The 26,028-nt window shown below is 66.2% G+C and carries 19 protein-coding genes; 7 read left to right on the top strand and 12 right to left on the bottom strand.

Annotated elements, in window-relative coordinates:
- Positions 1-13 precede the first annotated feature (13 nt).
- Positions 14-2,503 (bottom strand): type VI secretion system Vgr family protein, encoded by a 2,490-nt coding sequence (locus CYFUS_RS16205; protein ID WP_232537601.1) that lies wholly within the window; start codon positions 2,501-2,503, stop codon positions 14-16.
- 184 nt (positions 2,504-2,687) lie between these two features.
- On the opposite strand from CYFUS_RS16205, the gene CYFUS_RS16200 reads away from it, so the two are divergent.
- Positions 2,688-4,946, top strand: a complete 2,259-nt coding sequence (locus CYFUS_RS16200; RefSeq protein ID WP_095986048.1) for a type VI secretion system Vgr family protein — start codon at positions 2,688-2,690, stop codon at positions 4,944-4,946.
- Positions 4,947-5,570: 624 nt separating this feature from the next.
- On the opposite strand, the gene CYFUS_RS16195 is transcribed toward CYFUS_RS16200, so the two are convergent.
- Positions 5,571-6,506, bottom strand: a complete 936-nt coding sequence (locus CYFUS_RS16195) for a LysR family transcriptional regulator (RefSeq protein WP_198316592.1) — start codon at positions 6,504-6,506, stop codon at positions 5,571-5,573.
- Between the two features lie 126 nt (positions 6,507-6,632).
- Between CYFUS_RS16195 and CYFUS_RS50615 the strand changes: the two genes are divergently transcribed.
- Both CYFUS_RS50615 and CYFUS_RS16190 read left to right on the top strand, forming a co-directional pair.
- On the top strand, positions 6,633-7,022 hold the full coding sequence (locus CYFUS_RS50615) for a nuclear transport factor 2 family protein (RefSeq protein WP_198316591.1): 390 nt from the start codon (positions 6,633-6,635) through the stop codon (positions 7,020-7,022).
- A 14-nt stretch (positions 7,023-7,036) separates the two neighbouring features.
- Complete coding sequence (locus CYFUS_RS16190; RefSeq protein ID WP_198316590.1) at positions 7,037-7,396, top strand: DUF1330 domain-containing protein; 360 nt, start codon at positions 7,037-7,039, stop codon at positions 7,394-7,396.
- Between the two features lie 143 nt (positions 7,397-7,539).
- Here the strand turns inward: CYFUS_RS16190 and CYFUS_RS16185 are convergent, their stop codons facing one another.
- Positions 7,540-8,625 carry a hypothetical protein gene (locus CYFUS_RS16185; protein WP_095986046.1) on the bottom strand — a complete coding sequence of 362 codons (1,086 nt, stop codon included), beginning with the start codon at positions 8,623-8,625 and terminating at the stop codon, positions 7,540-7,542.
- A gap of 302 nt (positions 8,626-8,927) precedes the next feature.
- On the opposite strand from CYFUS_RS16185, the gene CYFUS_RS16180 reads away from it, so the two are divergent.
- Complete coding sequence (locus tag CYFUS_RS16180; RefSeq protein ID WP_157758471.1) at positions 8,928-9,704, top strand: hypothetical protein; 777 nt, start codon at positions 8,928-8,930, stop codon at positions 9,702-9,704.
- 781 nt (positions 9,705-10,485) lie between these two features.
- Here CYFUS_RS16180 and CYFUS_RS16170 read toward each other — a convergent pair.
- The gene (locus CYFUS_RS16170) at positions 10,486-12,156 is read right to left on the bottom strand and encodes an amidase (protein ID WP_095986043.1); all 1,671 of its coding nucleotides are present in this window, start codon (positions 12,154-12,156) and stop codon (positions 10,486-10,488) included.
- A 140-nt stretch (positions 12,157-12,296) separates the two neighbouring features.
- Between CYFUS_RS16170 and CYFUS_RS16165 the strand changes: the two genes are divergently transcribed.
- Complete coding sequence (locus CYFUS_RS16165; RefSeq protein WP_095986042.1) at positions 12,297-13,175, top strand: class I SAM-dependent methyltransferase; 879 nt, start codon at positions 12,297-12,299, stop codon at positions 13,173-13,175.
- A gap of 11 nt (positions 13,176-13,186) precedes the next feature.
- Here CYFUS_RS16165 and CYFUS_RS16160 read toward each other — a convergent pair whose 3' ends face one another.
- From CYFUS_RS16160 to CYFUS_RS16125, 8 genes are all read right to left on the bottom strand, one after another.
- Positions 13,187-14,485 carry a glycosyltransferase gene (locus tag CYFUS_RS16160; RefSeq protein WP_095986041.1) on the bottom strand — a complete coding sequence of 433 codons (1,299 nt, stop codon included), beginning with the start codon at positions 14,483-14,485 and terminating at the stop codon, positions 13,187-13,189.
- Positions 14,486-14,546: 61 nt separating this feature from the next.
- A complete protein-coding gene (locus CYFUS_RS16155) occupies positions 14,547-15,611 on the bottom strand; it encodes a terpene synthase family protein (protein ID WP_232537600.1) in 1,065 nt (354 codons plus the stop codon).
- Positions 15,611-16,993 carry a cytochrome P450 gene (locus CYFUS_RS16150; RefSeq protein ID WP_095986040.1) on the bottom strand — a complete coding sequence of 461 codons (1,383 nt, stop codon included), beginning with the start codon at positions 16,991-16,993 and terminating at the stop codon, positions 15,611-15,613. Before CYFUS_RS16150 ends, CYFUS_RS16155 begins: the two co-directional genes overlap by 1 nt.
- Positions 16,994-17,254: 261 nt before the next feature.
- The gene (locus CYFUS_RS16145; protein ID WP_095986039.1) at positions 17,255-18,115 is read right to left on the bottom strand and encodes a hypothetical protein; all 861 of its coding nucleotides are present in this window, start codon (positions 18,113-18,115) and stop codon (positions 17,255-17,257) included.
- 52 nt (positions 18,116-18,167) lie between these two features.
- Positions 18,168-20,975: a serine/threonine-protein kinase gene (locus CYFUS_RS53925; RefSeq protein ID WP_095986038.1), complete on the bottom strand. Its 2,808-nt coding sequence runs from the start codon at positions 20,973-20,975 to the stop codon at positions 18,168-18,170.
- Positions 20,976-21,524: 549 nt separating this feature from the next.
- Positions 21,525-22,403: an aldo/keto reductase gene (locus tag CYFUS_RS16135; protein ID WP_095986037.1), complete on the bottom strand. Its 879-nt coding sequence runs from the start codon at positions 22,401-22,403 to the stop codon at positions 21,525-21,527.
- A 124-nt stretch (positions 22,404-22,527) separates the two neighbouring features.
- Positions 22,528-24,168, bottom strand: coding sequence for a cellulase family glycosylhydrolase (locus CYFUS_RS16130; protein ID WP_095986036.1), 1,641 nt, complete (start codon positions 24,166-24,168; stop codon positions 22,528-22,530).
- Positions 24,169-24,729: 561 nt separating this feature from the next.
- The gene (locus CYFUS_RS16125; protein ID WP_095986035.1) at positions 24,730-25,263 is read right to left on the bottom strand and encodes an RNA polymerase sigma factor; all 534 of its coding nucleotides are present in this window, start codon (positions 25,261-25,263) and stop codon (positions 24,730-24,732) included.
- Between the two features lie 241 nt (positions 25,264-25,504).
- On the opposite strand from CYFUS_RS16125, the gene CYFUS_RS52700 reads away from it, so the two are divergent.
- Together CYFUS_RS52700 and CYFUS_RS52695 are read left to right on the top strand one after the other, a co-directional pair.
- Complete coding sequence (locus CYFUS_RS52700; RefSeq protein ID WP_232537599.1) at positions 25,505-25,762, top strand: DUF417 family protein; 258 nt, start codon at positions 25,505-25,507, stop codon at positions 25,760-25,762.
- Positions 25,746-25,907 (top strand): DUF417 family protein, encoded by a 162-nt coding sequence (locus tag CYFUS_RS52695; protein ID WP_232537598.1) that lies wholly within the window; start codon positions 25,746-25,748, stop codon positions 25,905-25,907. The genes CYFUS_RS52700 and CYFUS_RS52695 overlap by 17 nt, the downstream gene beginning before the upstream one ends.
- The last annotated feature ends 121 nt before the right edge of the window (positions 25,908-26,028 follow it).

Here is a 26,028-nt window from a genome sequence, read left to right as displayed (position 1 = left end):
AGAGGAGGGAGCGTCAGGTCTTGAAGACGCCCGCCTCAAGGTCAGGGAAGGAGATGCGGCACTGGCCAGGGGGGACATCCTCCAGCTTCGCGCGCCCACTGCCATCGAGCCGACCCTTCTTGAGGGTGCCATCCGGCAGTTCCACCTCATAGGCGACGTTCGCGAGGGCCTTGCCATCAGGGCCCTTGAGCTGGAACTCCATGGGGCCGAGCTTGGCGTCCTCCAGCTTTTCGATGTCCTTGAGCTTGGCGGACTTGTCCTTGAGGGAGCCGGCCGACAGCTTCTTGACCTTGGCACCCTTCATCTTGACCTCCGAGCCCTCCAGGGTGAGCGATTGGGCGAAGAGCTGGACGTTGCCGGACTTCTCGATGGAGAGGATGAGCTTTTCGTTGACGATGAGCGAGACCTTGTCGGCCTGGAGGGAGAACGTCTTGGCCAGCCAGGCCACGGCCTCGGTGACCTCCAGCTGGGACTCGGCTCCGATGTCTTGCTTCTGGTCCTCGCCCACCGTTTGGTTGAACTGCCCCTTCACCTCCGTCGCGTACCCCTTGGAGACCTTGAGATCACTGTCCTTGGAGACGATCTCCTGGCGGCTGCCGATGACATACTCGGTGTGCGCTCCAGCAATCTGCTCGGATTTGAGGCCGCCAACGGCCTCGTTGAAGGCCAGCGCCACGTTGACGATGTAGCCCGCGCCAACGGTGAGGGCCTTGGCGGCCCCCACCGACTCCGAGGCCGCCTGCGTGACGGTCGCCGTGAAGTTCTTCACTACGGTGATGGCCTGGTTGCCTTCCACCGACTCGCTGTGGCTCCCGTTGGTGTCGGTGGTGCGGTTCCCGCGCACCGTCAGCGATTGGTTCCCCTCCACGAAGCTGTCATCCTCAAGAGCAACAAAGAGGAACTGGTTGCCCTCCACCGTGCGGGAGCGGTCCTTCTTCACCAGCAGCTCCTCGTAGCCACGCACTTCCTGATCCTTGTCGTTCTCGGTGAGGAGCTCCTCGTCCTTCTGCCCATGCACGAAGATCTCCTCTTTACCAACTGCGTCCTCGATGCGGAATTCGTTGAAGCCGTCGCTGCCCAGGCTGGAGGCGCTCTTGAGTGTGGACTTCGTCTTCTCGTCCGGCAGCACGTAAGGCGTCGGGTTGCTCCCGTTGTACACGGTGCCGGCAATCAGCGGCCGGTCCGGGTTGCCCTCCAGGAAGCGCACCACCACTTCCTGGCCAATGCGCGGCAGGTAGAGGGCGCCCCAAGCCGGGCCTCCCCACGCCTGCCCCACCCGCACCCAGCACGAGGCCTTGTCGTCCCGCTGGCCCTCCCGGTCCCAGTGGAACTGCACCTTGATGCGCCCGTGCTCGTCCGTGTGGATTTCCTCTTCCCCCGGCCCCACCACTGTCGCCGTCTGCAACCCGGGGATGTGCGGCATTGCTGTGGTCCGTCTCGGCCGGAAAGGCACCTTGGCCGGCATGCACTTGAAGCTGTTGCGGTACAGCTTGCCCAGCGCCTCGCGGCTTCCGCGCGCCTCCGGTTGCTGGCCCGAGTGCACCACCTCCACCACCACGTATTCGCCCGCGTGGGTGCCGTCGTCCTCCACCTCGAAGCGGTAACCTGGAGTCAGTCGCGGGCACACGCCCTCTCCCTCCAAGGTACGCGCCGCCTGCACCGCCTCTTCCAGGCGCACCTTCGCCGTGCCCTTTCCTACCGCCAGGGCGACGTACTCTCCCGGGTAGTCGTACACCTCCAGCGCGTCCTGGCCGTTGGAGATGTCCTGCGCCTTGCCCGACACGTCCAGCGCGGGTTTCTCGAAGTCGTAGTCCTTGAGGTGCAACTTTCCAGGTCGCAGCCGGTGCACCCTCTGGAGTGACGAGAGGTATTCCTCGTCTTCCGCCCGTCCATCGTTCTCTCGCAGCGGCAGTTTCGCTCCGCCCGGCAGCACTTCGTGCACGTTGGGCTTGTCGCCCACCACCAGCACGTGCCCCGCCTCCGAGTGCTGGAAGAAGTAGAAGAGACCCTCCCACTCCATCAGCCGGCTCACGAAGGCGAAGTCCGTCTCCCGATACTGCGTGCAGTACTCGCGTGCCTCGTAGCTGTCGCTCAGCGACAGCATCACCTTCACGCCCCTCTCCTCCAGCACCGTCTTCACGATCTGCGGCACCGTCTTGCCCTGGAAGATACGGCTGTGCTGCACCCGCGTGAGCCACCACGCCCTGGGCACCACCCAGACTTGGTATCGCCAGCGCCCCCCCTGCTGGCCCAGCGTGTCCACCGCGCGCACCCACCCATGCACATGACGCGTCTTGCCCTCGGGCAGAAGCACCGTCAGGAACGCCTCGGTCCCCAACAACTCCTGCGCGTCCAGTGGCTCGTCTCCCAGAGGATGGAAGCCCACCTGGAACTCATAGAGGCGGTTGAGCCCCTCTCGACCCGAGATGTGACTGACTGACAGGCTCTCCGCCTCGTGAGACCCCACCTTGAAGGAAAAGGCAGGAATTCGGGTCTGGCTCACGGACCCCCCTCTTTCTAGGACTGGAATGGAACCATACCACAAAGCCCCCACCTGGATTGAACACCCTTTGGTCACGGGAACACAAGCTGGGGCAACGTCGCTAGAAGCACACGGTGCTCCATTGCGCGGCGGCGACGGGACGTGCTTTGAACCCATCCAGACCCATGAGACGAAGGGGGACTTCGTGATCGCGAATGCCGCACTCCAGGCAAATCAAGCCGAATTCGAGTTCCAGGTCGGACCGCATGCCGCGGGGGATCTCGCTGTCGTGGGCTTCGAGGCCAACGAGTTCCTCTCCCAGCCCTATTCCGTCGAGGTGACCCTCGCGGCTCCGCCTGACGTGGAGGTGGACGACAAGGCCCTGTTGGGCCAGCGTGCGCTTCTGACGGTGCAGCTCGGTGATGGAACGGCGCGTTTCTTCCAGGGCATCGTGGTGCGCGTCGCCCGGTGGGAGGCTGGCCGGTCCCCGGAACAGCAGCGCCACCGCGTCACGTTAGTTCCCCGCCTCTGGACTCTCCGCCATACCCGCCGCAGCCGCATCTTCCAGGAGATGACCGTCCCGGACATCGTCCACAAGGTGCTCAACGAGGCGATGGTGGAGCACAAGCTGTCACTCAAGGGCTCCTATCCCCCCCGAAACTACTGCGTGCAGTACCGCGAATCGGACCTGGAGTTCGTGCAACGGCTGCTCGAGGAAGAGGGCATCTTCTACTACTTCGAGCACGCTGAGGACTCACACCTGATGGTGCTGAGCGACACGTCCCTCACCTGCCCGGCCATGACCGGAGATGCCCGCCTCGTTTTCCGTGAGCGCAGCAAGCTGGTGGCGGGAAGCGAATCCGTGCATGCGTTCTCCTCTCAGATGCAGGTCCAGCCCGGCGCGGTGGCATTGCGAGACTTCAACTTCGTGCGGCCAGGGCAGGATCTCACCGCCACCGCCGACGAGGGCGAGACGGCGCTTGAGATCTACGACTACCCCGCCCGCTACGAGGAACCCGGCGCGGGCAAGGCGCTCGCCAAGGTGCGCCTGGAGGAACTCCGCGCGCGCGTGGAGCACCTGGCGGGTGCCAGCAACTGCCGGCGCCTGTGCACGGGCTACAGCTTCGAATTGGACGAGCATCCGGTGGGCGCGTTCAACCGGAGCTATCTCGTGCTCTCCGTAAAGCACGTGGGCCGCCAGCCCGAGGTCCTCACCTTCGAGCAGGCCCAGCCGGGCAGCAAGGAGGGCTATCACAACGAGTTCACCTGCCTGTCCGCCCAGGTCCCCTACCGCCCGCCACGAGACACCCGACACCCCTTTATCGCGGGCGCACAGACGGCCATCGTCGTGGGGCCCCCAGGAGAGGAAATCCACACCGACGAACACGGCCGTATCAAGGTCCAATTCCATTGGGATCGTGAGGGCAAGGGAGATGACAGGAGTTCCTGCTGGATCCGCGTGAGCCAGGCCTGGGCTGGGCCGGGCTGGGGGGCGCTCTACCTGCCGCGCATCGGGCAAGAAGTGGTGGTGGAGTTCCTCGAGGGGGACCCTGATCGTCCCATCGTCACCGGGAGCGTCTACAACGGCCAGAACCCGCCTCCCATCGATCTGCCCCGGGATAAGACCCAGAGCACGCTGCGCTCCAGTTCCAGCCCAGGGGGCAACGGCTACAACGAACTGCGCATCGAGGATGCCGCGGGCGCGGAGCAGATCTACCTGCACGCCCAGAAGGACTTCCAAATCGTCGTGGAGAACGACAAGACGCAGGAAGTCCGCGGCAACGAGACGCTGCTCGTGAAGAAGGACCGCAGCCGCACCATCGAGGGCAACCAGTCGCTCGAGGTGAAGAAGAACGATGACACCGTGATCGGCGGCAACCAGAGCCTGGAGGTAGTCAAGGACCGCTCGACCACGGTGACGGGCAACCACACCGAGTCCGTGATGGGGGACCAATCCATCCAGGTCGGTGGCAACCAGAATGTATCGGTGTCACTGGCCTCGGCAGAGACGGTGGGTCTGGGGAAGATGCTCAACGTGGGCGGGGCCTATGCCGTCACGGTGGGTGGAGCACTCAACCAACTCGTGGGCGGCCTCAAGTCCGAGCAGGTGGGCGGTGCCAAGGTAGAGGTGGTGGGCGCGAAGAAGTCCGAGACGGTCAAGGGCTCGCGGACCCTCCAAGTAGGAGGAGACATGTCCGAGCAGGTCGACAAATCCCGCACCCTCAAGGTGGGAAAGGACCTGCTGCTGAGCGTAGGCGGCAAACTCAACCACGCCGTCAAGGACTCCTACACGCTATCCGCCAAGGAGCTGTCGCTGGTCGCCCAGGAACAGTTCACCCTCAAGGTCGGCTCCGCCACCCTGCAGGTGAAGAAGAATGGTGACGTGGTCATCAAGGGCGCGAAGATTGAAATTACCGCCAGCGGAGACGTGATCATCAAGGGCTCGAAGATTTCGGAGAACTAATTCACCTGCTGGTGTGGGCGCGGAGGCTGAGCACGCCTCCTTCATGCAGTACCTGCGCGCCAACCTGTCCAAAAAACTCGGAAAGTTGGTGGATTGGAGCCAGGAAGGGTGTCCCAGGAAGGGTGTCAGACGACTCGTAGGCGCGCGGAAGTGAATGCGGTCGTGGGAGGGTGCCGCAGGTATCAGACGACTCGTCAGGGGCCGCCCCAGCCCCAGGTGTCGCCCCAGGTGTCAGACGACTCGTCAGCACGAGAACGACGACGTGAACGGCGATAGAGGCCTCTGACGCGCCGGACAGTCGGCGCGGGGTGTCGGGGCAGGACCCCAACGTTGGGTAGCCAAGTCTCGACAGAACCTCCGCGGGTCGCCACCTTTACAGTCCTGCCAAGACCGACCAGGTCGCGCCCCTCACGGCCCCGCCACGAGGCTGGCGAACCGGTAGCCCCCTCGAGATCCAGCACACGCGCGAGACCACGAACAACGATTTCGCCCCGCGCGGTCCCACGCTCCTCGTCTGGAAGCCGTGACGGTCCTGCCGCGAGGGCAACACTGCCCTGCCCGCCCGAGGGCTACAGCGACCGCGCGCACGCTGCCAGAGTCGTCGGCATGTCAAGACGATGCGGGTCAGAGGAGATCAGAGAAGTCCGGGGCACGCGCGCTCAGGAAGGCCATCAGCGTAGAGAGGCGACCGGGCGTCAGCCGGCGATCCCGGCGCAGCATGACCACAGTCGCGGCGGCGCCGCGGAAATCGGCGAGGAGCTCGACTGCCGCGCCGTTCCGGAGCGAGGCGGCCGCGATGTAGAGCGGGACGCATGCGATGCCGCCGCCCGCGAGCATCGTACCCCAGACGGCGCCGCCGTCGTCGAACGCGAACCGCGCCCGTGGCTCGTAGGTCCCCCCGGTCGTGCCGGCCACCGTCCGGTGGGGCCAGGGCTGGATCTGTCCGCTCTGGGGGTTCCGGAACCTGATGAGGTCGTGCTCGTCGAGCTCCGAGATCGTCCGCGGCGCGGGTCGCCGGGCGAGGTAGCTCGGCGCGGCGCAGATCACCCACGGGCACGTGAACCAGGTTTGATGGATGTGGCCTGGCAGACCGACGAGGGAGCCAGATCGGATCGCGAGGTCGATGCCGTCGTCGGCAAGATCGAGGACCTCGTTCGTCGCGCGGACGTCGAGCTGGATCTCGGGATGAAGCCGCGCGAGCTCGCCAAGCATCGGCACGAGGACGTGCCGGACGAACCCCACCGCCGCAGTGAGGCGCACGACGCCGGCGTCGCCGCTGCCTCTGGCATGCCCGGCCGCATCCTCGAAGGCCTCCGCCGCGCGCACGGCCTCGCGCGCCGGCTCGAGCAGCGCCTCTCCGGCCTCGGTGAGAGAAAGCGCGTGGGTCGACCGGTGGAGGAGCCGCACGCCGGCGCCCTCCTCCAGCCGGGTGATCGCCTTCGACACGCTCGCCGCCGACATCCCGAGGCGGCGACCAGCCTCGGCGACCGAGCCGGCGTCCACCACGGCGATGAAGCATCGCAGCTGCGGAACGGAGACCTCGAAGTCGATGGCGCTCATGGACCGCGGTGTACAGCCCGAGCGCTGGGCACCGCAAGGGCGCGGGCGCTCCTCGTCTCGGTCGGGCTCTGCCTCGCGACGGGCTGCGCCACGACCGCACCGCCGACGCCCGCGGTGCGCACCTCGATGACGGAGCAGGTCGCGATGACGGACTTCCGCGTGGCCGCGTACGAGAAGTTCCTCTCCGCGTGGTCGGCGATCCCGGACGACCGACGGCTGCAGCTGCTGCATGCGAGCGTCACGGAGGGGATCGTCTTCACGAACCCCACGAAACCGCGGACCGGCATCGACGACCTGGCAGACCACCTCAGGGCCTTCCAGACGCGGAGCCCGGGTGGCTCCTTCCGCCTCGTTGCGATGCTCGGCTGGGAAGACAACGCCATCGCCACCTGGCAGTTCGTCGACGCCGCGGGGAACGCTGGCTTCACGGGCTACGACGTCGTCGCCTTCGACGGCGAGCATCGCATCAAGAGCATCCTCCTCTTCAGTAACGTGCCGCAGCAGACTCTCAAGTAACGAAAGGAATCCAAATGATTGCGTTCAATCCCGCCGATCTCGATCGCTTCCTCCGCGAGGACGACGGCGCGCCGGTCGTCATGCTCAACCTGCTCCGCTTCCGCCCCGACGGCGGACGGGAGCGCTATCTCAAATACCTGCAGATGGCGGGTCCGCTCGTCGCGCGCTACGGCGCGGAGATCCTCTACGCGGGCGACGGCATGACGCCGCTCGCGGCGGAGCCGGGCCAGGCCTGGGACACCGTCGCCCTGGTCCGCTATCCGAGCCGGCGCGCCTTCGCGAACATGATCGCCGATCCGGAGTACGCGGTCGCCGATCCCGTACGCATGTCGGCGCTCTCGGAGGCGGTCCTGCAGCCCACGCGTAGTATTTAGCCGACCTGAGCGTACGAAAGCGAAACGCCTCGGTCTTCTCGAACCGCGGCGCTTCCAGTCAACGTGCGGTGGCTCGACCTTGCCCGGGGACCGCTCCGGATGAAACGCGGGAATGCCCCGTCACCGGGGCAAGCCCCCAGGCCTCAGCCCGGCATCATCGCATGCAGTGAGAGACCGCCTCCCACATAGTCCTTCCCATACGTCTTGTTCATGTGGTCGGTCATGAAGTTCTTGAGATTCTGCTCGGGGATCTTCGAGAACTCGCCCGTGTTGGGATCCAGCATCGAGTACTCCATCTTTCCACCGGGCAGATGAGTCATCTTGACGCCGATGGCGTGACCCCCCGTTTGATTCTTGTCCGTGACCATCATCTTGGCGAAGAAGCTCGTGCCCTCGGGGACCAATGGCTTGGCGGTCTGCATCGCGCCTGACACCATCTCGGCCAGGTGCTCATTCGAGTTGATGCGCTTGGTGGCGGGGAACAGCATGTCCTCCGGCTTGAAACCAGCGACGTTCATGGTCTGATTGTGTTTGTCGTTCTCCGCCTTGAGTTCATTGCGAACGTCTGATTTCAGGTGGTTCGCAATGGGGTGGCTCTCGAGGAAGTCGTCGTTCTTGATGAACTGCTCATGCTTCTGCCTGCTCGTGCGCTGCAGATCGACGAAGTGCTGGGTGTCGCCATCGTTCAGGCGCTTGCGGAAGTCGGCCTCCTGCTGGGGGCCCGCCGAGCCCGCGCGAGCCCACTCATTGACCATCGCGGCACAGACCCCCCCCTTCTCGGAGGAGTTCTGGATGGTCGGATTATTGGCCTGATCGGACCATGCGGTGATCTCCGCCTGGTGCGTCGTCGCGAGCTGCTGGAATTTCGCGGGCGCTTGCCTGGCGCTCGTGGCGAGGGGGGCGGAGCTGGCCGAAGTTCCCTGTGCGGGCCGGGTCGAGAACACGGAGCCTCGCCGCGAGTTGAGCGTGGCGATGTCTTGCCTTGACTGGAACACCGCGTTGCCCGAGGGCGCCTGGGCAGGCGCCTTCGGTTTGCCGAGCTGGTCCTGGTGATAGCTGGGCGGGGCGGATGCGGACGGCTTCTGCGGCTGGACCTGCGGGCTCGGACTCGCGCCCGCGGTCCCATTCGCCGCGTCGCTCTTGGCCGTTGGCGTCGACTTCGCGGGTGCCTGGGTGGACGTCGTGTTGAGCGTCCTCGGCGCCGGCCTGTTCTTGACGTTGATGGTCATTCGAGTCTCCGAAAAGCCACCTTCAACCACATGGGAGGCCCGGCGCGTCTTTGGTTTCGCGTCGGGACCTGCTCCAGTATAGCCGGAGAATTGTACTTCGTGGGCCGCAGTGAGGGCAGTGAGGGTGTCAAAGAACTCCCAGTTTCGAATCCTTTGACACTGAGCCGGCCATGAGCGGGAACGAGGTTGCCTGTGGTACTGTAAGCCAAGCCGTTCTCGCCACCTGCTTCCGAATCCTCGGAGAAGCCCATGTTCGAACCATTCCCCGGCATGTCCCTCCTCATGAGCCTGGGGCTGAACTCATGACCGCCGCGGCGCGCATGGCTCGGGATCTCGTTCAGGGGACCGCTCGCGCATGGATTCGGGAACTCCCGGCCTGTCCCCAGTTGCCAGCGCTCCTGGTTCGGGCACAGCGCTTTCTTCCCGGCAGTGCCGAACAAGCGACGAACGTCATCCTGCAATCCCTGGTGCCCAAGCTCACGGCCCTGACCAACGAGATCTGGAACCACGCCAGCGGCGCCTTGAACCCGGCCGCCGCCACTCCCGGACGGAAGTCCGACAAGCACGTCCACAAGTTTCTCTACGGCCTGTTCGATCTCATCGCCGCGACCGACGGCCACCGACTGGATGATCAGGACCTGTTCCATGCCCACCTGGTCCGTGTGGACGTGGCGGGAGGAGGCGTCGCGCGCACCCAGGATGTCGGTCTCTTCTTTCACGCCAAGGAGTTCCCGACGAACCTCGATCCCAGAGCGGCGCTTCGCGACGTGAATGGGAGAGCCTCGCAGCAGTTCAACTCGGCGGTCGCTGGATTCGCGAACCGTAACTACATCTGGCTCTTGTCTCAGAACAAGCTCTGGTGCATCAGCGGCGACGTCACCGATGTGGGCCACGCTGATTTTACCGCAGTGCTGTTTCCCGCCGACGAGGCGCCGGATCGCACCAATTTCATCTACGACGATCGCATCGCTGGCCGAGCGCTCAAGCAGGATCTGTTCGGCACGGAGGTGGCCGGCGTCAACTACTTCCCCAACCATATCCGAGGCGGGCACAAACACCGCAAGGTGTTCTTCAAATAGAGAAGAGGCGCGTGGGCCATCCGGCGAGCGAAGCCCGCGCGGCCAGGAGCGCTCAGAGGAAGTGCCCCTCATGTGTCAAAGAAGTTGAAAGATTCAAGCCCGGCACCACAGCCCCCAAGTCATCGGAAAGACTTGGACGGCGGTTGGCTCCCCCGTCCAGGCCAGGTTTCGTTCCCGTTCAAGTCGCGGTTTCGAATCCTTGACTCCGCCAGCCGCACTGTGCGTGATATCCACGCACCAATGGTGGTGAAGACGGACAAGAGGATTCGAATGAAGCGATTCGCCGTGATGACTGGGTTGATGGGCTCGCTCTTTGCCTTCGGCTGTGGGACTGAGCTTCCCGTGAATGGTGACGAAATGGAGACCCAGTCGGAGGGTATGGCGTCCCAGCCAGGAACGTTGCTGGCATGTACCAGGACGACAACGCAGGCGCCGTGTGGCACTGGCTACACCAGGACTACCGACACCATGTACTGCCCTGACATCAACTACATCCACACAGAGACGATTTGCGTGAAGTGCAGCACCGGGTGCTCGGTCACCTCTGTGACGGAAAGCATTGGCGGTTGCCAACACACGTACGGCGCTTGTCAGTAGACCACCTCGCGCGACTCAAGGACAGAGGTGGGGTTCGAGGAGGGGTTGAGGCTGACGGGACCCGCGAGCATCCAGTCGCGGGTGTTCCTTCATAGCGCGGACTGACTCGTTCACCCTCCCCGCCCCCGTCATCCCAGCCGTTTCGAGTGTCGAGTCCAGTACAGCTCCCGCGCACAGACCCTCCCTACACCTTGGCGGGTCGCAGGTCCGCCGTCGGGGCGAACATGGGCGGGCGGCGGTGCTTCGTGGCCTGCTCGTAGGCGAAGGCGAGCCGCAACAGCGTGGGCTCGCTCCAGGCCTTCCCGATGAAGGACAGGCCCACCGGCAGTCCGGCGATGTAACCCGCGGGCACGGTGATGCTCGGGTAGCCCGCCACCGCCGCTGGCGTGGAACTGCTTCCCAGCCAGTGGTCTCCGTTCACCAGGTCGATGAGCCCCGGAGGCGCCTGCGTCGGCGCCACCAGCGCGTCCAGCTCGTGCTTCGCCATCACCGCGTCGATGCCCTGCTCCCTCGACAGCTTCCGGCACGCCTCCAACGCCTTGCGGTACTTCTTGTCCGTCAGCGGCCCCTTCTCCTGCGCCTGATGGAAGAGCTCCTGGCCAAACCACGCCAGCTCCGTGTCCCGGTGCTCCTCGTTGAACCGGATGAGGTCCGCCAGCGTCTTCAGCCGCGTCCGCTCCCCCAGCCCCGCGAGGTACGCCTCGATGTCCGCCTTGAAGTCGTGGAGCAGCACCTCCAGCTCCGGCTCGTCCAGCTTCGCCGCCGAGGGGATGGGCGCCTCGATGAGCTCCGCGCCCCGCGCCTTCAGCACGTCCAACGCCCGCTCGATGAGCGCGTCCGTGGCGGGGTGGTAGCCGAAGAACCGCTCGCGCGGCACGCCGATGCGCGCTCCCTTCAACCCGTTCACGTCGAGGAAGCGCGTGTAGTCCGCGTGCGCATGGCGCTGGCTCGCGGCCGTCACCGCGTCGCGCGGATCCACCCCCGCGAGCACCCCGAGGAGCACGGCCGCGTCCGTCACCGTGCGCGTCATGGGACCCGCGCTGTCCTGGGTGTGTGACAGGGGCACGATGCCCGAGCGGCTCACCAGCCCCACCGTCGGCTTGAGCCCCACGAGCGAGCATGCCGCCGAGGGCGAGACGATGGAGCCATCCGTCTCCGTGCCCACGGACACCGCGCACAGATTCGCCGCCGTGGCCGCCCCCGAGCCCGAGCTCGAGCCCGACGGCGTGCGGTCCAGCGCGTAGGGATTGCGGCACTGGCCTCCCCGCCCGCTCCAACCGCTGCACGAGTGCGTGGAACGGAAGTTGGCCCACTCGCTGAGGTTCGTCTTGCCGAGGATGACCGCGCCCGCGGCCCTCAAGCGCTCCACCACGAACGCATCCCGCGAGGGCACGGCGCCCACGAGCGCGAGCGAGCCCGCGGTGGTCTGCATCTTGTCCGCCGTCCCGATGTTGTCCTTGATGAGCACGGGAATGCCGTGCAGCGGGCCCCGCGGCCCCTTCGCCTCGCGCTCCGCGTCGAGCGCCGCCGCGATGGCGAGCGCGTCCGGGTTGAGCTCGATGACGGACCCGAGCGCGGTGCCTCCCTTGTCGATTTCCTGGATGCGCGCGAGGTAGTGCTCCGTGAGGCCGTGCGCGGTGTACTTCCCCAACGAGAGGTCCGCCTGAAGCCCGGCGAGCGTGGCCTCCTCCAGCTCGAAGGCCGAGCCGCGCGGAGCGGCGGGAGGGGTGGAGTTCGCGGAGGGCTGGGCCTGGACATCCAGGGCCACGAGCGTGCTGGCGACGGCCGCGCCACCCAGGAACGTGCGGCGGCTCAGCTCCCGGGGAGTCCCGGAGGAGGGAGAGGGTTTCTTCATGAGGCGCGTGACTACAGCAGCGCGCGCGATGGGCCGCAATCGCACTCTCCGTGAGGTCGCGGAGAAGCAAACATGCTTGCACTCCGGCCGTGACCGGCTTATCGGGCGACGGCAAACCAGGCGCAACCAAGGAAAACGAGATGAGCCTCCGCGATTACGACAACATCAGCCCCACGGCCAGGCTGGTCGCCGAGATGCGGCGCCATTCCGACATTCCCTTCGCCGAGGAAATCGCCACGCGCATCGGTTCCGCGCAACTGGTGCGGGAGATGCTGGACGGAGACGCCCCCGCGCCCGAGCTGCTGAGCTGGATGGCCCCGACGCTCGAGGCCCGCTACAAGTGCCTGGAGACGGCCCTCAAGACGGCTGGCATCAAGCAGATCGTGGAGCTGGGGAGCGGCTTCGCGTTCCGTGGCGACGCCATGAGCCGCACCCACCCCCTCCGCTATATCGAAACGGACCTCCCCGAGATGCACGAAACCCGGCTGCGCCTGCACGACGAGTTGCGGCGGGACGGCGTGCTCCCAGCCCAGGAGAACGTGGTCTTCGCGCCCTTGAACGCGGTGGCGCCTGAGGACGCCGCCGTCCTGGAGCAGCACCTCGTCCCGGGCGAACCGGTGGCCGTGATTCACGAGGGGTTGCTCCAATACTTCACTCGGGACGAGAAGCGGGCGACGGCCCAACTGATCGCCGGGCTCCTGAAGCGCCACGGCGGAGTCTGGCTGACCCCGGACTTCGAGTTGAACGACGACGACTCACGGAAGCAATGGACCCATCCCCACTTCGCGCGAATCTTCTCGGTGATCGCCCGCTCCACCCAAAGCAACCTGCGCGACACGACCTTCACCCGCGTGGACGAGGTGAAGGATTTCTTTTCGAAGCTGGGCTTCCGCGTCACGCCCCGTGCGCAGATCGACGGCACCTTCGCACTCTCCTCCGCGGAGCGCGTCGGCACGACCCCGGAGCAACTCGACATCCTGCGCCGGAGCCGCATCCTGTGGGAGCTGCGCCTGGACTGACGCCGATCACCTCAAGAGCGCAGAGGGGCGCCCGGTACACGCTCCTCGATGATGCGGACCGCCGTGGCGGTGCCATCTTCCCGCCGCATCAGCTCTCCCAGCCTGTTCGCCCGATCGCGCACCGCGCCGTCCTGGATGTGGCGCAGCGCCTGGGTGAGCCGCGCCGCGGTGAGTTGCTTGAACGGCATGCTGTAACCCACCCCGAGCGCCGTCACCCGGTTTCCCCAGAAGGGCTGATCATTGCAGATCGAGCAGATGACCGTCGGCAGCCCGGCACGTAGCGTGGCCGCGGTCGTGCCCGCGCCGCCGTGGTGGACGGTCGCGCTGCAACGCGCGAACAGCCAGTCGTGGTCCACGGAGCGCGTGATGAAGATGCTCTCGGGCACCCGGAGCGCCGCGATCTCCTCCGCGCTCCAGCTCGCTCCGATGGCGAAGCGGACGCCCAGCGTGTTCGCGACCTCGATCGCCAGACGCACCATCCCAGCCTTGTCCATCGAGGGCAGCCGCCAGTAACCCAGGTAGATGGGCGGTGGCCCCTGGTCCAGCCAGCGGATGAGCTCCGACGATGGGGCGCCGCCCGCGCTGGCGCGAACGTCCGGGGGCATCATCCAGGGGCCGGTGATGACATTCGCGGCGCTCCAGTCGGACGGACGCGGAACGAGATGACTGCTGTAGCAATGGAGGATCGGCGTTCCGGCGCGCCACAGCTTCTCCCGCATCGAGATGGCCGTTGGCGGCAGCCCGAGCTCCGCACGCCAGGCATGGATGAGGCGCTTCTGCCCCTGCCAGTAGAACGTCTCGAGAAGAGTGTGCGTGAGCCGATTCATCGCGCGCAGCGGCAGCTTGCGCTCGGAGATGAACGGGCTGGGGAACTCCGATGTCGGCAGCATCGGCATGGTGTACCCGGGGATGAAGGGCACCTCGAGCTTCTCCGCGATGCAGGCGGCGCTGTCCTCGATCACCAGGTTCGCGACGATGGCGTCGGTGCCCTCGCAAGCGGCCAGGAGCTCGCGGTGCATTCGAGGCTTGAGCCTGCTGTCGATCCCCACCCCTTCCCCGGCCAGCATCCGCATGAACCTGGCCGTGTTGTCGGAGCCGGCCATCCACCGGATGCCCTCCTCCGACTGGAACCACTCCTCGTAATCCGCCGAGACGGGGACATACCGGACACCGCTGTGCGCGACCATGTCGGCGAAGCTGCGGGACGTGGCGACACAGACCTCGTGACCGCGGCGCTGCAAGGCGATCGCCAGCGCGATGAAGGGCTGCACGTCCCCACGCGTCCCCAATACCAACACGGTGATCTTCATCGCTCGTTCCTTTCAGCGCCCGCGAAGCGCGAGGACGGCGCTCGCGCGGCCCGTCAGGGGCTCACCCCTGGATCGTCCGGACGATCGCCTGCGCCCGCTCGATGCCCGCGCCCAGGTGCAGGTCCTGGATGAAGCCTCGGCCGGCGATGGGTTGGGTGTGCTCGGACCGGGTGGAGTAACGAACACACTCGGCATGTGAATAGACACAGCCGTGGATCATGAGCTCGAGACAGTGGATGTACCGGTCCATGTGGGCACGGTCGGTGGCACCCAGCCCGAGGGTCTCGTAGAGAGCGGGCATGGAGGCCTTGACGGTGAGGAACTCCTGGACCTTCTCATCGACCAGGGCGGAGGTGCGCGCCAGGGCCTGGGCCGTGGTGAGGTTCTCCGAGCGCTCCATGGCGAGGATCACGTTGACTTCCTGCTGGTGCCGGTCCTTGGGCAGGGAGAAGACGTCGTTCTGCAGGATGACGATGTCGATGACGCACTGGCGCAGGGCCTGGATCTGGGTGGTGCCAAAGAGCACCTCGGGCACCTCGAACCCCTCCGCGACCTCGATGAGATCGATCACGGCGTCCATGCTGATGTCGAGGCGGCGGATCTCGAACGCGGTCCGCGTGTCGATCTGGCTGAGGTGGTTGCGGTAGGTGGTCATCCGCAGCACCCCGATGAAGAACCACTTCAGATCGTCGCGGAAGCGGGCCATCCAGGCCGGGGACATCTTCGAGGAGAGCCGCTGGAGGATGTCCGTGATGCCCCGCGCGCAGGCGTCGTCGCTCGGGGTCGCGGACGTGGCGTGGAGAACGCCAATCATGTTCTCGGTGATTCGCGCCACCCGATCCGGCTGGTTGCCGAGGGGGCCAGCGAACTGGTCATCGTAGAGGAACCCCCAGGTCATCCAGTCGGTGGCCAGGTCCAGGTTGGCACCGCGCGCGGTGGGCAGACAGTGACCGGTGAGACGGCCCCAGTTCCACGCCTCCAGATACCGGAGCGCGGTGTCGGTGGTGGCCAATCCCATCTGACGGGCCCAGGCGATGCTGTGACGCTGGGCCTGTTCGATGTCGGGGCTGAGGTCGCGAGGGAACGGAAAGTGGAACTCGATCGCGGCACGCTGGGTGTCAATCATCAGTGGTTCTCCTCGGGGACGGGTGCGGCGGAACGGGGAACGGCGGTCATCAGGACCTGGTTGGGTCGCAAGACCGAGCGGGGGACCTCCCAGACGCGGTGACCGGGCACCGGAACGAGACGCCACCGCGCGGCGATGGTGGCGACGGCGATCACCATCTCGGTGCGGGCGAAGTAGTCACCGATGCACTTGTGCTTGCCGTCCCCGAAGGGGAGGAAGGCGTGGCGTGGAAGCTCCCGCGCCCGCTCCGGCAGCCAGCGATCGGGGTCGAACCGCAACGGCTCGGGGTAGAGCTGGGGGTTGCGGTGGACCATCATCGGGCTGACGATGACCTCGGCCCCGGCCGGCAGGAGGGTGCCCGCCAGCTCCACGTCACGGGTGGCGCGCCTCATCAGCAGCCAGGCGATCGGATAGCGACGCAGCGTCTCGGAGATCACGCTCTGGATGTATTGCAACCGGGGCAGGTCCTCCGTGGTGACGGGCCTGCCACCCAGCACGGCGTCCACCTCGGCGTGGATCCGCGCTTCCACCTCGGGGTGGCGTCCCACTTCGTGGAAGAGCCAGGTCAACGCGGTCGCCGTGGTCTCGGACCCGGCGACGAACAGGCCGGCGATCTCCATCCGGAGCTGTTCATCGCTCATCCCCTTGCCGGTCTCGTCATCCTGTGACGCCAACAACGCGGACAGCAAATCTCCCTGGTCGCGGCCATCCGCGCGCCGCGATTCGATGAACGTATTGATGATCTCGTCGAAGCGGGCTTTCTTGCGCTCGAAGGCGCGGTTGACCGGCATCGGCAGCCGCTCGAAGAAGCGGCCAGGAAGCACGGTGTGGAGACCCACCCACGAGTTGGCGGCGTCGATGTAGTCGCCGATCTCGGCGGCGATGCGCTCCTCGGTGTTCGCGCCGAACAGTGTCCGGGTGACGGCATTGAGCGTCAGCCGATGCATCTCCTCACGCAGCGAGATGCGGGCCCCCGGCGACCACCCGGCGATCTGCGCTTCGGCTTGCCGATGGATGATCTCCATGTAGCCGTGGATGCGAGGCCGGTGGAACCCCGGCTGCAGGAGCTTTCGTTGCTGCCGGTGGAAGGTTCCGTTGGAGACGATGAGCCCCTTGCCAATCGCGGCCGTCGCCTTGTCGAAGACGCGCCCTCTCTCGAAGCTGTCGGCGTGAGTGACCAGCACCTGATGGATGAACTCCGGGGAGGTGACCACATACACGGGCGACGAGCCGATGCGGAGCTGAACGATGTCACCGAACTCACGCAACGACTGGAGATAGGCGATAGGCAAGCGCAGCAACCGGAGCGCATGGCCAAGCAGCGGCAACCCACCTGGCACCTCTGGGGCGGTGGCAGTGGGCAGAGGGGTCACGGTGTCCATGGGAGGAACACTCCTCGCTGAATGATTCCCAATAGCGGCCATGGCCGGCATCGGGTGAGAAGAAGCTCGGTGAGGAACGCCTGGGGGAGGCAACGTTGCTCCTAACGGATTCCCGGCTGGCAGGCAACGCGAGTTTTCAATAGATTACTGAAAAAACCGGTTGACAGGGCTCCGGACCAAAGGGCGAGCAAGTGCCATGCTCCAGCCCCCTGTCCTCGACGGAATCCCCATTCCTTTTCCGCGCATGGCAACCGGGTGGGCTCACTGACAGCTGGAGGTCTCCAGCTTCACCCGCACCGTCTCCGTCCACAACGGAGCGAGCAGGAACGGTCGGCACTTCCAATAGGGCCCCGACCCCTCGCAGGACAGTGCACACGGACCCACCGGCAGGAGGCCACACAGCGGCGCGTCGTCGCAAATCCGCTTCTCGAGAAGCGGCAGTCCCAACAGACCACACGACTGGGGCAACAGGGACTCCCAGCAGACGAAGACGTTGAAGGCGGGCAACAGGCCCAGCAGGGGCGTGGAGGAGGAGAAGAGGTCGCCAAAGACGGTCGACTCCTCGATCGGATACTGGGAAGCATAGGTCGTGCTGTGCGCGATGGCGGGATGAGCGCCCTCGAACAGGATGGGAACGGAGGCGCCATAGAAGTTCAACCGCTGGACCATGCACGCCGTCACATACCGGCGGCCCGCGGTATCCAGCACGTCGCCCAGCCACGAGGGCGCGAGCCCCCACCACCCCGTGTACAGCGCGCCCGTCACGGGATCTCTCACGGACTGCGCTGGCGTGAGCGCACACTCGACCGCGGAGCGGAACACGTGCCGGCAGGACTCGGAGACCAGGTTCAAGGGGAAGCTCGGCAGGAAGCCCGCCCCCTGGTCGAGCGCGGCGCTCCCCATGGACCGGAGCGCCTGCTGGGTCCCATGTGCCCAGAAGCAGGAAGGGGACGTGCCATTCAAACCATTGGGTGGGGGGCGATCATAGATACCCCCACCCGACGCCTGCTCGACATTCGCGAGGGACGAGCCCTGCTCCCACTCCTCCGCGGTACCGCCGCATCCGACGAAACAAGCCACGACGAGAGCAATGAACAGACGACATGCGCGCCACATGGGCATGTGAACCTCCAATGGGTGATGCGATTGGGAATGGCCGCACCGTGTCCTGGTGCTATCGGTAGGACGCCTGGGACGAGTTCAAGAAACGCTGACACTCCCGAACCGGGAATGAACTCAATCGGGTCGCCAACTCGCAGGTCTCCCTGGCCCGCGCCCCATCCACCTCGCCCAGCTTCCGCACCAGGGCCCGCCCCCTCTCCAGGGCCACCGCCGGATCCCGTCCATGAAGCCGCTCGTTCTCTGACTCGAGGACACGGCCCAGGACCAGCTCCTTCAACAGCCAGGAGTCTGTCGGCGACTCCCCCGCGGCGGCGTGAATCACCTCGAGGAGCGACGCCAACACCGGACGGGGATCCCTGCCCAGCACCAGGTCATGGTGGGCACGGAGCCGGTACGCGCGCGCCTTCCACAGGGCGAGGACCCACGGGGTGGCGCCTGACTTCTCCAGCTGGCCCAGAGCATGGGAGAGCGCCTGGAGCGCCTCGGGTGCCTCTCGCTTCCGGGCGATCTCCCCCTCCAGCCGGGTCGCCGCGGCATCCAGCAGACCGCCCACGGGCAGGGCGAAGCCGGGATCGAGCGCCAGGGCTCGCGTGTACTGCTCGACCGCCTTCTCCAGCAGCGGCGCCGCCTCCCCTCCCCGCGCGCCAATCCGCCTGGCCTCCTGGAAATACACATCCCCCAGCTCGTTGTGGGCCCAGGTGAAGCCCGGCTCCAGGGAAAGCACCCGCTGGTACGCCGCGATGGCCGGCTCCAGGGACACCTCACCGCCCCGCCCCTCCAGGAGCCGAGCCCGAAGGTAGAGGGCTTGAGCCACGGCGTAGTGGGCCAGGACATCCTGGGGGCGAGCGCTCCGTTCCGCCTCGACGGTCTCGAGCGCCTCCTCCACCAGGGGGAGCGCACCCCCCGGGATGTTGGCGCCAATCACGAAGGCCCGCGCCAGCAGCACGAGCGCCCGCTGCACCACGGCGCCTCCGTCCCTCGAGCTCGAGCGCACCGCGCGGCCACAGGCCGCCTCGGCGGCCTCGAACGCGGGACCGGGCGGGAGGTCTCGCGAGTAGTCCGCCCACCCCCGCTTCTCCCACAGCTCGCACTGCGCCCGGTGGATGGCCGGATCGCTGCTGCCCATCTCCGCCGCCACCCGGTACGCCTCCTCGGCCCGTTCGAAATAACCCTTCATCTTCTCGTGGTCGAACGCCGCGTCATGCCGGTACTTGCTGCCCTCGGCATACAGCGCATCACCCTCGAGCTTCTTCGGCTCGTACATCCAGGGCGCCTTGCCGAAAGCCACCTTCGCCTTGGCGATCGCCTCGTCGTGGCGGCCCTCGTACAGTGCGATCAGCCCCTCCACGTACTCGGGCACCTCGAGCCGTGTCCCCATGGCCGCCCGCAGGTGCAGGAGCGCCGGCTGGCGCAGGGACGTGTCCAGCAGCGCCACCCTCCGCTGACGCTCCAGCGGCTGGGTGATGCGCCGGGTCTCCTCCAGGGCGCGCCGGTACAGCTCTCCGAGCGCCCGCCCCAGCGCATACTCGAGGTTCGCCGACGTGTACCCGGCCGCGAGTGCCTTCTCCAGGTGCTCCCGGGCCCGAGTGGGCTCACCCAGCGCGAGCTGCCCCAATCCGAGCGCGGTGTGCCCGGGCCCCAGTCCGGCGTCTCCCGAGGCGCGCAGGTGCTGCTCGATCTCGCCGAGCCGGGCGCGCACCACGTCCCGCTCCCGCTCCACGTCATGGAGTGGCAGCCCATACGCCGCGCGCAGGAACAGCTCCATCTCCTTCACGCTCTCGCCCAGCTCCCGGGCGAGCCGCGCCTGCTCCGCGGCACGCCGCCGGGCTCCTACCCAGACGGTGCCCACCCCGAGCCCCCACAGCAGGAGTGCCCCGAGCACCCCCGTGAGCAGCTTGTTCCTGCACACCGTCTTCCGGAGGCGCTCCCCCCAGGAGGCCGGCTTCGCCCAGATGGGCTCGCCGTCCAGGGAGCGCCGCAGATCCTCCGCGAGCGCCCGCGCGGAGTCATAGCGGCGCGCCGGCTCCCGCTCGAGACACTTCATCACGATGGTCTCGAGGTTCTTCGGAACGCCCGACTTCACCTGACCCAGCGGGGGCGGATCCTCCATGGCCGCGATCAGGAGCAATCGCCATGGGTGCTCCGAGACATAGGGCGGCCGTCCGGCGATCACGTCGTACAGCGTGGCCCCCAGCGAGTACACGTCCGAGCGGCGGTCCAGCTGGCGCACGTCTCCATTGGCCTGCTCGGGCGACATGTAGGCCGGCGTCCCGAGAACCTCTCCCGTCTGGGTCGTTCCCTGCTCGGCGACCTGGCGCGCCAGGCCGAAATCCACGACGTAGGGCTTCCACGTCCCGTCCGCGCGCTGCTCGACGAGGATGTTCCCCGGCTTGAGATCCCGATGGATCATCCCCAGGCGATGTGCCTCGTGCACCGCCGTGGAAACCTCCTGGAGCAGCGTCACCTGCTGCTCGAGCGTCATGCGCTCGCGCGCGCGCGACAGCGGCACCCCGTCGACGTACTGCATCACGATGTACGGCTCGTCCTCCGCCAGCCCGGCCTCGTACACCCCACACACATGCTCGTGCTGGATGCGCGCCTGGGAACGCGCCTCCGAGAGGAACCGCTGGATGAGCGCGGGGTTGTCATTCTTGAGCAACTTCAGCGCGACGGTACGGCCCAACCGTGGATCCACCGCCCGGTAGACAACCCCCATCGCGCCCTCACCCGCCAGGCGGATGTCCTTGAACCGCGCGGCCAGGGACGGGGGAATCCTCCGGCGCCCGGGTGGGAGCGCGGCCAACTCCTGCATGTAGGCCGAGGTGAACTCAGGATTGATTTGACTGTCATTCTTCTGCATGGGGGACTCAGGAGGCGGCTCTTCCTGCCCAAAAGGAACGACAAGCGCCTGGGCGGGCGAAGAAGGACCGAGATAGGCCCCCTCACGGGGGCCCCATAAGCAACTCACTGAATCGACGATGGCACCAAACCCCTATCGGAATATCGTGTTTTACATGGATTGTCGGAAGGCTGACTGCTGGGCCGTGAGCAGCACCCGACACTGTCTGGATTCTGAATTCGGTATGAGCCTCCTGGGTTGCCCGTTCCTGTTTTCGCGCGCCTCGCCGAAGCGCGGCCGCCGAGCAGGAGAAGCGGGTGCTGTTCTTCGCGCCGGAGGACGCCAGGGGGCCATCCATCGCGGACCTGGATGCGTATGGGACGGAAGGGGGATTGCCCTGTGGGGCACCCCGCTGCATTCAACTCAACACCATGCCAGCCGAGCAGGCCGCGTAGGCCACCGGGGTTGGTGACAAGGCGTTGGGTGAGGAGCTGGACCTGCCCAAGCGGGTGGGCGTCAACGAGGTGACGCTCCTCCCGCGATACGTGAAGCGGAAGTGGCGGACCTGGCTCAGCGGCCCGACGCCTGCGCGTCCACGGCGGCCAGCTCCTCCTTGCCGAGCTTCACCTCCGCGCCCACCAGGTTCTCCTCCAGGTGTTTCACGGAAGACGTGCCCGGGATGGGCAGCATCACCGGCGAGCGCGCCAGCAGCCAGGCGAGGGCAATCTGCGAGGGGGTCGCGTTGTGTTTCCTCGCCACGGAGTCGAGCGCGCTCCCCGGCTTCGCCAGGCCGCCCGTCGCCAGCGGGAACCAGGGGATGAAGCCCAGGTTCTCCTTCTCGCAGTAGTCCAACACCCCCTCGTGCACGCGGTCCACCAGGTTGTAGCGGTTCTGCACCGACACGATGTCCACCACCTTGCGCGCCCGCTGGATCTCCTCCACCGACACCTCCGACAGGCCGATGTGGCGGATCTTCCCCTCCTTCCGCAGCGCCTTCAGCTCACCCAGCGACTCCTCCACCGGCACCTTCGGATCGATGCGGTGCAACTGGTACAGGTCAATGCGCTCCAGCTTCAGTCGGCGCAGCGACAGCTCCAGCTCCTGGCGCAGGTACTTCGGCGCGCCCACCGGGTGCCACTGGTTGGGCCCCGTGCGCACCAGGCCCGCCTTGGTCGCCACCACCACGCCCTTGGCGTACGGGTGCAGGGCCTCCGCGATGATCTCCTCGCTGTAGTAGGGGCCGTAGGAGTTCGCCGTGTCGATGAAGTTCACTCCCAGTTCCAGCGCGCGGCGCAACACGCGCACCGCCTCCGCTCGGTCCTTGGGCGGACCCCAGATGCCAGGGCCGGTGAGCTGCATGGCGCCGTAGCCCAGACGATGGATGGGCAGGTCGCCGCCCAGCTTGAAGGTGCCACTCTTCTCCGCGGGACGCGATGAGGTGCTGCTCATGGGTTCTTCCTCCGTGCTGTGAATGCCGGAGTAGATGCATATGCAGGAAGCGCGTTTCGGCGCGGGACGCCCGGGACCGGGCCGGGAGGGACCCCACCTCGAGCCCTCCCAGCCACCGGCTGCATCAGTTGACCGTGCAGGTCAGGGTTGGCGCGGCGTTGGAACCGGAATACGCCGCCTGGAAGCCGAAGGACGTGCTGCTCCCCGGCTGGAGGACACCGTTGTAGCTCATGTTCCGCGCCGTGGCGCTCGCGCCGGACTGGGTCGACGTGGCGTTCCACATGTTGGTGATCTGCTGGTTGCCACCGAAGGTCCAGCTGACCGTCCAGCCCTTGGTCGCGGCGGTCCCGGTGTTCTTCACCGTCACGGTGGCGCCGAAGCCAGAGCCCCACTCGCTATCGAACTGGTAGGTCGCCGTGCAGCCACCGTTTCCTCCCCCGGAGGACTGGGTCGTCGCGGAAACCGTGTTGGACGCCTCGCTCACGTTCCCAGCGGCATCACGCGCATACACCTTGTAGCTGTAAGCCGTGTTCGCCGCCAGCCCCGTGTCCGTGTACGTCAGCATGCTGCCGGGGAGCGTCGCCACGCGGGAGGATCCGCGGTAGACATCGTAACCGGTCACCGCGACGTTGTCCGTCGAGGCGCCCCACGCGAGCGACACGCTGTTCGCCGTCGTGCCTGTCGTCGCCAGGCTGGCGGGCACGGTCGGGGGCTGCGTGTCGCCACCACTGCTGCCGAAGACCGAGGCCTCGACGGAGGTGGCCTCGAGGCCATTGGCACTCGTGATGAGCCAGTTGCCCCAGTCCGTGCGTCTGGCCGGGTCGAAGTTGGTGACCATGTCGAGGTACTCGACGCCACCTCCGTTGCCGCTCCACGACCACCCCATGTAGCCGAGCCCCTGCAACGTGGTGTACTCCGTGAGTGTGAACTCATCCGGATCACCGTCGGAGTGGTACCACCCGAACTCGCCGACGAGGATGGGCAGGCCCCGGCTGGTGAACGAGTCGAGGTAGGCCTTGACCTTCTCCGGGGTGTTGTAGACGCCGTACATGTGGACGCTGAAGATGGAGTTGCGCAGCGGGTCGGCCGCCCAGATCGTATCGGCGTTGTCCCGCATGGTGTTGGACCAGTCCTGCCCCCAGTTCGGCGCGTCAATCATCAAGGTGTGCGTCAGCCCAGCGTTGCGCAGGCGTTGGATGGCATTGATGGTCGCCCCGACCCACTCCGTGTAGAGGGTGTTGCCATACGGCTCATTGCCGATGTTGATGATGACGTAGGCCTCCTGGCCAACGAGCGCGCTGCGAATGCTCAGCCAGTAGTCGACGGCCTGATCGAGGCTGAAGGCGCCACCCTGCTCCCCATAACCCGTCGTGTCGTGGTTCTCGAGCACGCAGATGAGCCGGTTCTGCTTACAGAGCGAGATGACGTTCGCCACGTCGCTGGCCGTGTTGACCGACCACCGGCCACCGCTCAGCACGACACGGACGCTGTTCGCCCCCACCACCTTGATGTCAGCGAACGCGCTGGTCCTCTGCTGGAACCACGCGTGCGGGTGGCTGATACCGCGGATGATGAAGTCGTTGCCGTTCGCGTCGAGGAGCCGGCCATTGGCGATATGGAAGCCGCCGGTGGCGGCATGGGCGGCACTGATGGGCGCGAGGACGGAGAGTACAGCGGCCAGCACCGCGGTCGTCGCGGTGGTGAGGAGCCTTCGCCACCAGAACCAGGCACTACGGGTATCAGCATGGAAAATCTGTCGGGACATGGGTAGGTGTCTCCAGAAGCAAGTGATTGAGATGTGATCCACGACTTCGGCGGTTTCCAGATCAGCCCGACGCCCAATGGCAGGCATGGACCCGCCATGGGTCTGCAATGATTGACAGCATTGTTCTTCCTCTCCCTGGGGTAAGCCCTTCATCGTTCCCAGTGCTGCTCCACGGGTCACAAGAGGGGGTCAGCGAATCGCAACGTTGTCATTTTTGGCCGATGGAAATATTCCAGTCTGATGGCAGTCCGAGGACTCCCGCGCGGACACAAGGGGGGTGGAAACGAATCGTAACGTTGTCATTTTTGGTTGAAGGAAAATTCCAGTCTTGTGGCAGTGAAGCGCATCCTCCAGATGGATTCGTGGGATTGGGGGGGCGCTACCGCTGAGTCCGCCCCATCAGACGCGAAGCAACAATGACACTAACTGAAACCAGATTGTGGAGAAATTCAAGCGAAACCGCCTCTTCCAGAACATGTCGGATGCAGGACAGTTCCTCGGAGGCAGGAAAGCGATTCAGCAGATGGAGCCGTGGCCTCGCCAGGGAGGTGGAACACCGCGTCAAGACATCACGCAGCGTTGCAACTCCGCCTTCGCCCGGTGCAGCAGCACGGCCACGTGACCCGGCGTCAGGGAGAGCTCGCGCGCCACCTCCGCGCCGCTCACCTCTTCCAGCATGCGCATCGTGACCACGTGACGCTGCACCTGGTTGAGCTTGTTCACGCAGCCCCGGAGCTTCACGTGGTCCTCGGCGAGCACGAGCAGCTCGTCCGCCGTGGGCTGCGGCGCGGAGAGCTCCCGCGCCGTGTCCACGTCTTCGTGGGGCATCGCGCGGTGGTGGCGCCGGCGCATGTTGCGCGCCGCGTTGCGCACCAACACCGCAAGCAATGCCCGCGAATCCTCGTGGTCGTCCGACAAGGAGCGTGCGTGGGGCAGCAGGAGGTAGGTGTGGAAGGCCTCCTGGATGGCATCGAGCGCATCCTCGGCGGACAGCCCTTCGTGGCGAGCGATGCGCGTCAGGGAGTGCACCTGCGTCCGCGCGAGTTCGGATACCCAACCGAGGAAGGGAAGGGTTTCTGCTGAAGGCTGGCTCATGGAAACTCGTCAGATAGGAAGGGGGGTGACTGGCGAAGGAGACGCGCGAGCCCGAGACGCGTTGCACGCGAGGCGGTGGGTGTCAACATGGTTGTCGCGAGAAGCCGACTCGAGCAGCAGGACGGAAAAAGGGCACGGTGGATCCGGCCGTGTAATTCCCGCCGCGGTCGCGACCTATCCCCTCGAGTCCGCACACGCTGGCACCTCCGTGCCCGTCCGCGGACAACGAGGAGTGCACGGTATGTACGCATTCGAGCGGGTGTTGAGATTGGCCGCTGGAGCCGAGCGGTTCGGAATGACGATGTTGCGGCTGGGCCTGGTGACGGTCCTGCTGTGGATTGGAGGCCTGAAGGCCTTCCCCTACGAGGCCGACGGCATCGTGCCCTTCGTCGCCAACAGCCCGGTGATGAGCTTCTTCTACAGCGCTCCGCCGTCCGAGTACCGCGCCCACATGAACAAGGAAGACGACTCCCGAGTCGTGGGTGCCGAACCTCGGTGACGGCTCATCCGGCTTCCCCTACCTGAGCGCGCGGGGCCGCCTCGTCATCAAGGATGCCATCATGCTGGGGGCGGCACTCGTCACCATGACGGACTCCGCGCGCGTCGCGCTTGCCCGGCGCGCCCCGCCCATCCGTCCCGGCTGACTCCCAATCCTGGCATGTGCTGTTCACGAGTACCCATTCGAGCCGCGCGACGTGACTCGACGGCACTCACCCCGCCTAGGATTTCCGAAGGAGTTCCGAAACAAAGTCTCCAGGGGGGGTA

The sequence above is a fragment of the Cystobacter fuscus genome, from assembly GCF_002305875.1.
GTDB lineage: Bacteria > Myxococcota > Myxococcia > Myxococcales > Myxococcaceae > Cystobacter > Cystobacter fuscus_A.
This window is presented reverse-complemented; position numbering and strand designations above follow the sequence as displayed.

What these genes read in the sequence shown, in the direction of transcription:
- CYFUS_RS16185 (WP_095986046.1), bottom strand. Translation starts at nt 8,625, where the DNA reads ATGACCATCAACGTCAAGAACAGGCCGGCGCCGAGGACGCTCAACACG.
- CYFUS_RS16150 (WP_095986040.1), bottom strand. Translation starts at nt 16,993, where the DNA reads ATGGACACCGTGACCCCTCTGCCCACTGCCACCGCCCCAGAGGTGCCA.
- CYFUS_RS16170 (WP_095986043.1), bottom strand. Translation starts at nt 12,156, where the DNA reads ATGAAGAAACCCTCTCCCTCCTCCGGGACTCCCCGGGAGCTGAGCCGC.
- CYFUS_RS16135 (WP_095986037.1), bottom strand. Translation starts at nt 22,403, where the DNA reads ATGAGCAGCACCTCATCGCGTCCCGCGGAGAAGAGTGGCACCTTCAAG.
- CYFUS_RS50615 (WP_198316591.1), top strand. Translation starts at nt 6,633, where the DNA reads ATGACGGAGCAGGTCGCGATGACGGACTTCCGCGTGGCCGCGTACGAG.
- CYFUS_RS53925 (WP_095986038.1), bottom strand. Translation starts at nt 20,975, where the DNA reads ATGCAGAAGAATGACAGTCAAATCAATCCTGAGTTCACCTCGGCCTAC.
- CYFUS_RS16165 (WP_095986042.1), top strand. Translation starts at nt 12,297, where the DNA reads ATGAGCCTCCGCGATTACGACAACATCAGCCCCACGGCCAGGCTGGTC.
- CYFUS_RS16125 (WP_095986035.1), bottom strand. Translation starts at nt 25,263, where the DNA reads ATGAGCCAGCCTTCAGCAGAAACCCTTCCCTTCCTCGGTTGGGTATCC.
- CYFUS_RS16155 (WP_232537600.1), bottom strand. Translation starts at nt 15,611, where the DNA reads ATGATTGACACCCAGCGTGCCGCGATCGAGTTCCACTTTCCGTTCCCT.
- CYFUS_RS52700 (WP_232537599.1), top strand. Translation starts at nt 25,505, where the DNA reads ATGTACGCATTCGAGCGGGTGTTGAGATTGGCCGCTGGAGCCGAGCGG.
- CYFUS_RS16195 (WP_198316592.1), bottom strand. Translation starts at nt 6,506, where the DNA reads ATGAGCGCCATCGACTTCGAGGTCTCCGTTCCGCAGCTGCGATGCTTC.
- CYFUS_RS16145 (WP_095986039.1), bottom strand. Translation starts at nt 18,115, where the DNA reads ATGCCCATGTGGCGCGCATGTCGTCTGTTCATTGCTCTCGTCGTGGCT.
- CYFUS_RS16160 (WP_095986041.1), bottom strand. Translation starts at nt 14,485, where the DNA reads ATGAAGATCACCGTGTTGGTATTGGGGACGCGTGGGGACGTGCAGCCC.
- CYFUS_RS16180 (WP_157758471.1), top strand. Translation starts at nt 8,928, where the DNA reads ATGACCGCCGCGGCGCGCATGGCTCGGGATCTCGTTCAGGGGACCGCT.
- CYFUS_RS16130 (WP_095986036.1), bottom strand. Translation starts at nt 24,168, where the DNA reads ATGTCCCGACAGATTTTCCATGCTGATACCCGTAGTGCCTGGTTCTGG.
- CYFUS_RS16190 (WP_198316590.1), top strand. Translation starts at nt 7,037, where the DNA reads ATGATTGCGTTCAATCCCGCCGATCTCGATCGCTTCCTCCGCGAGGAC.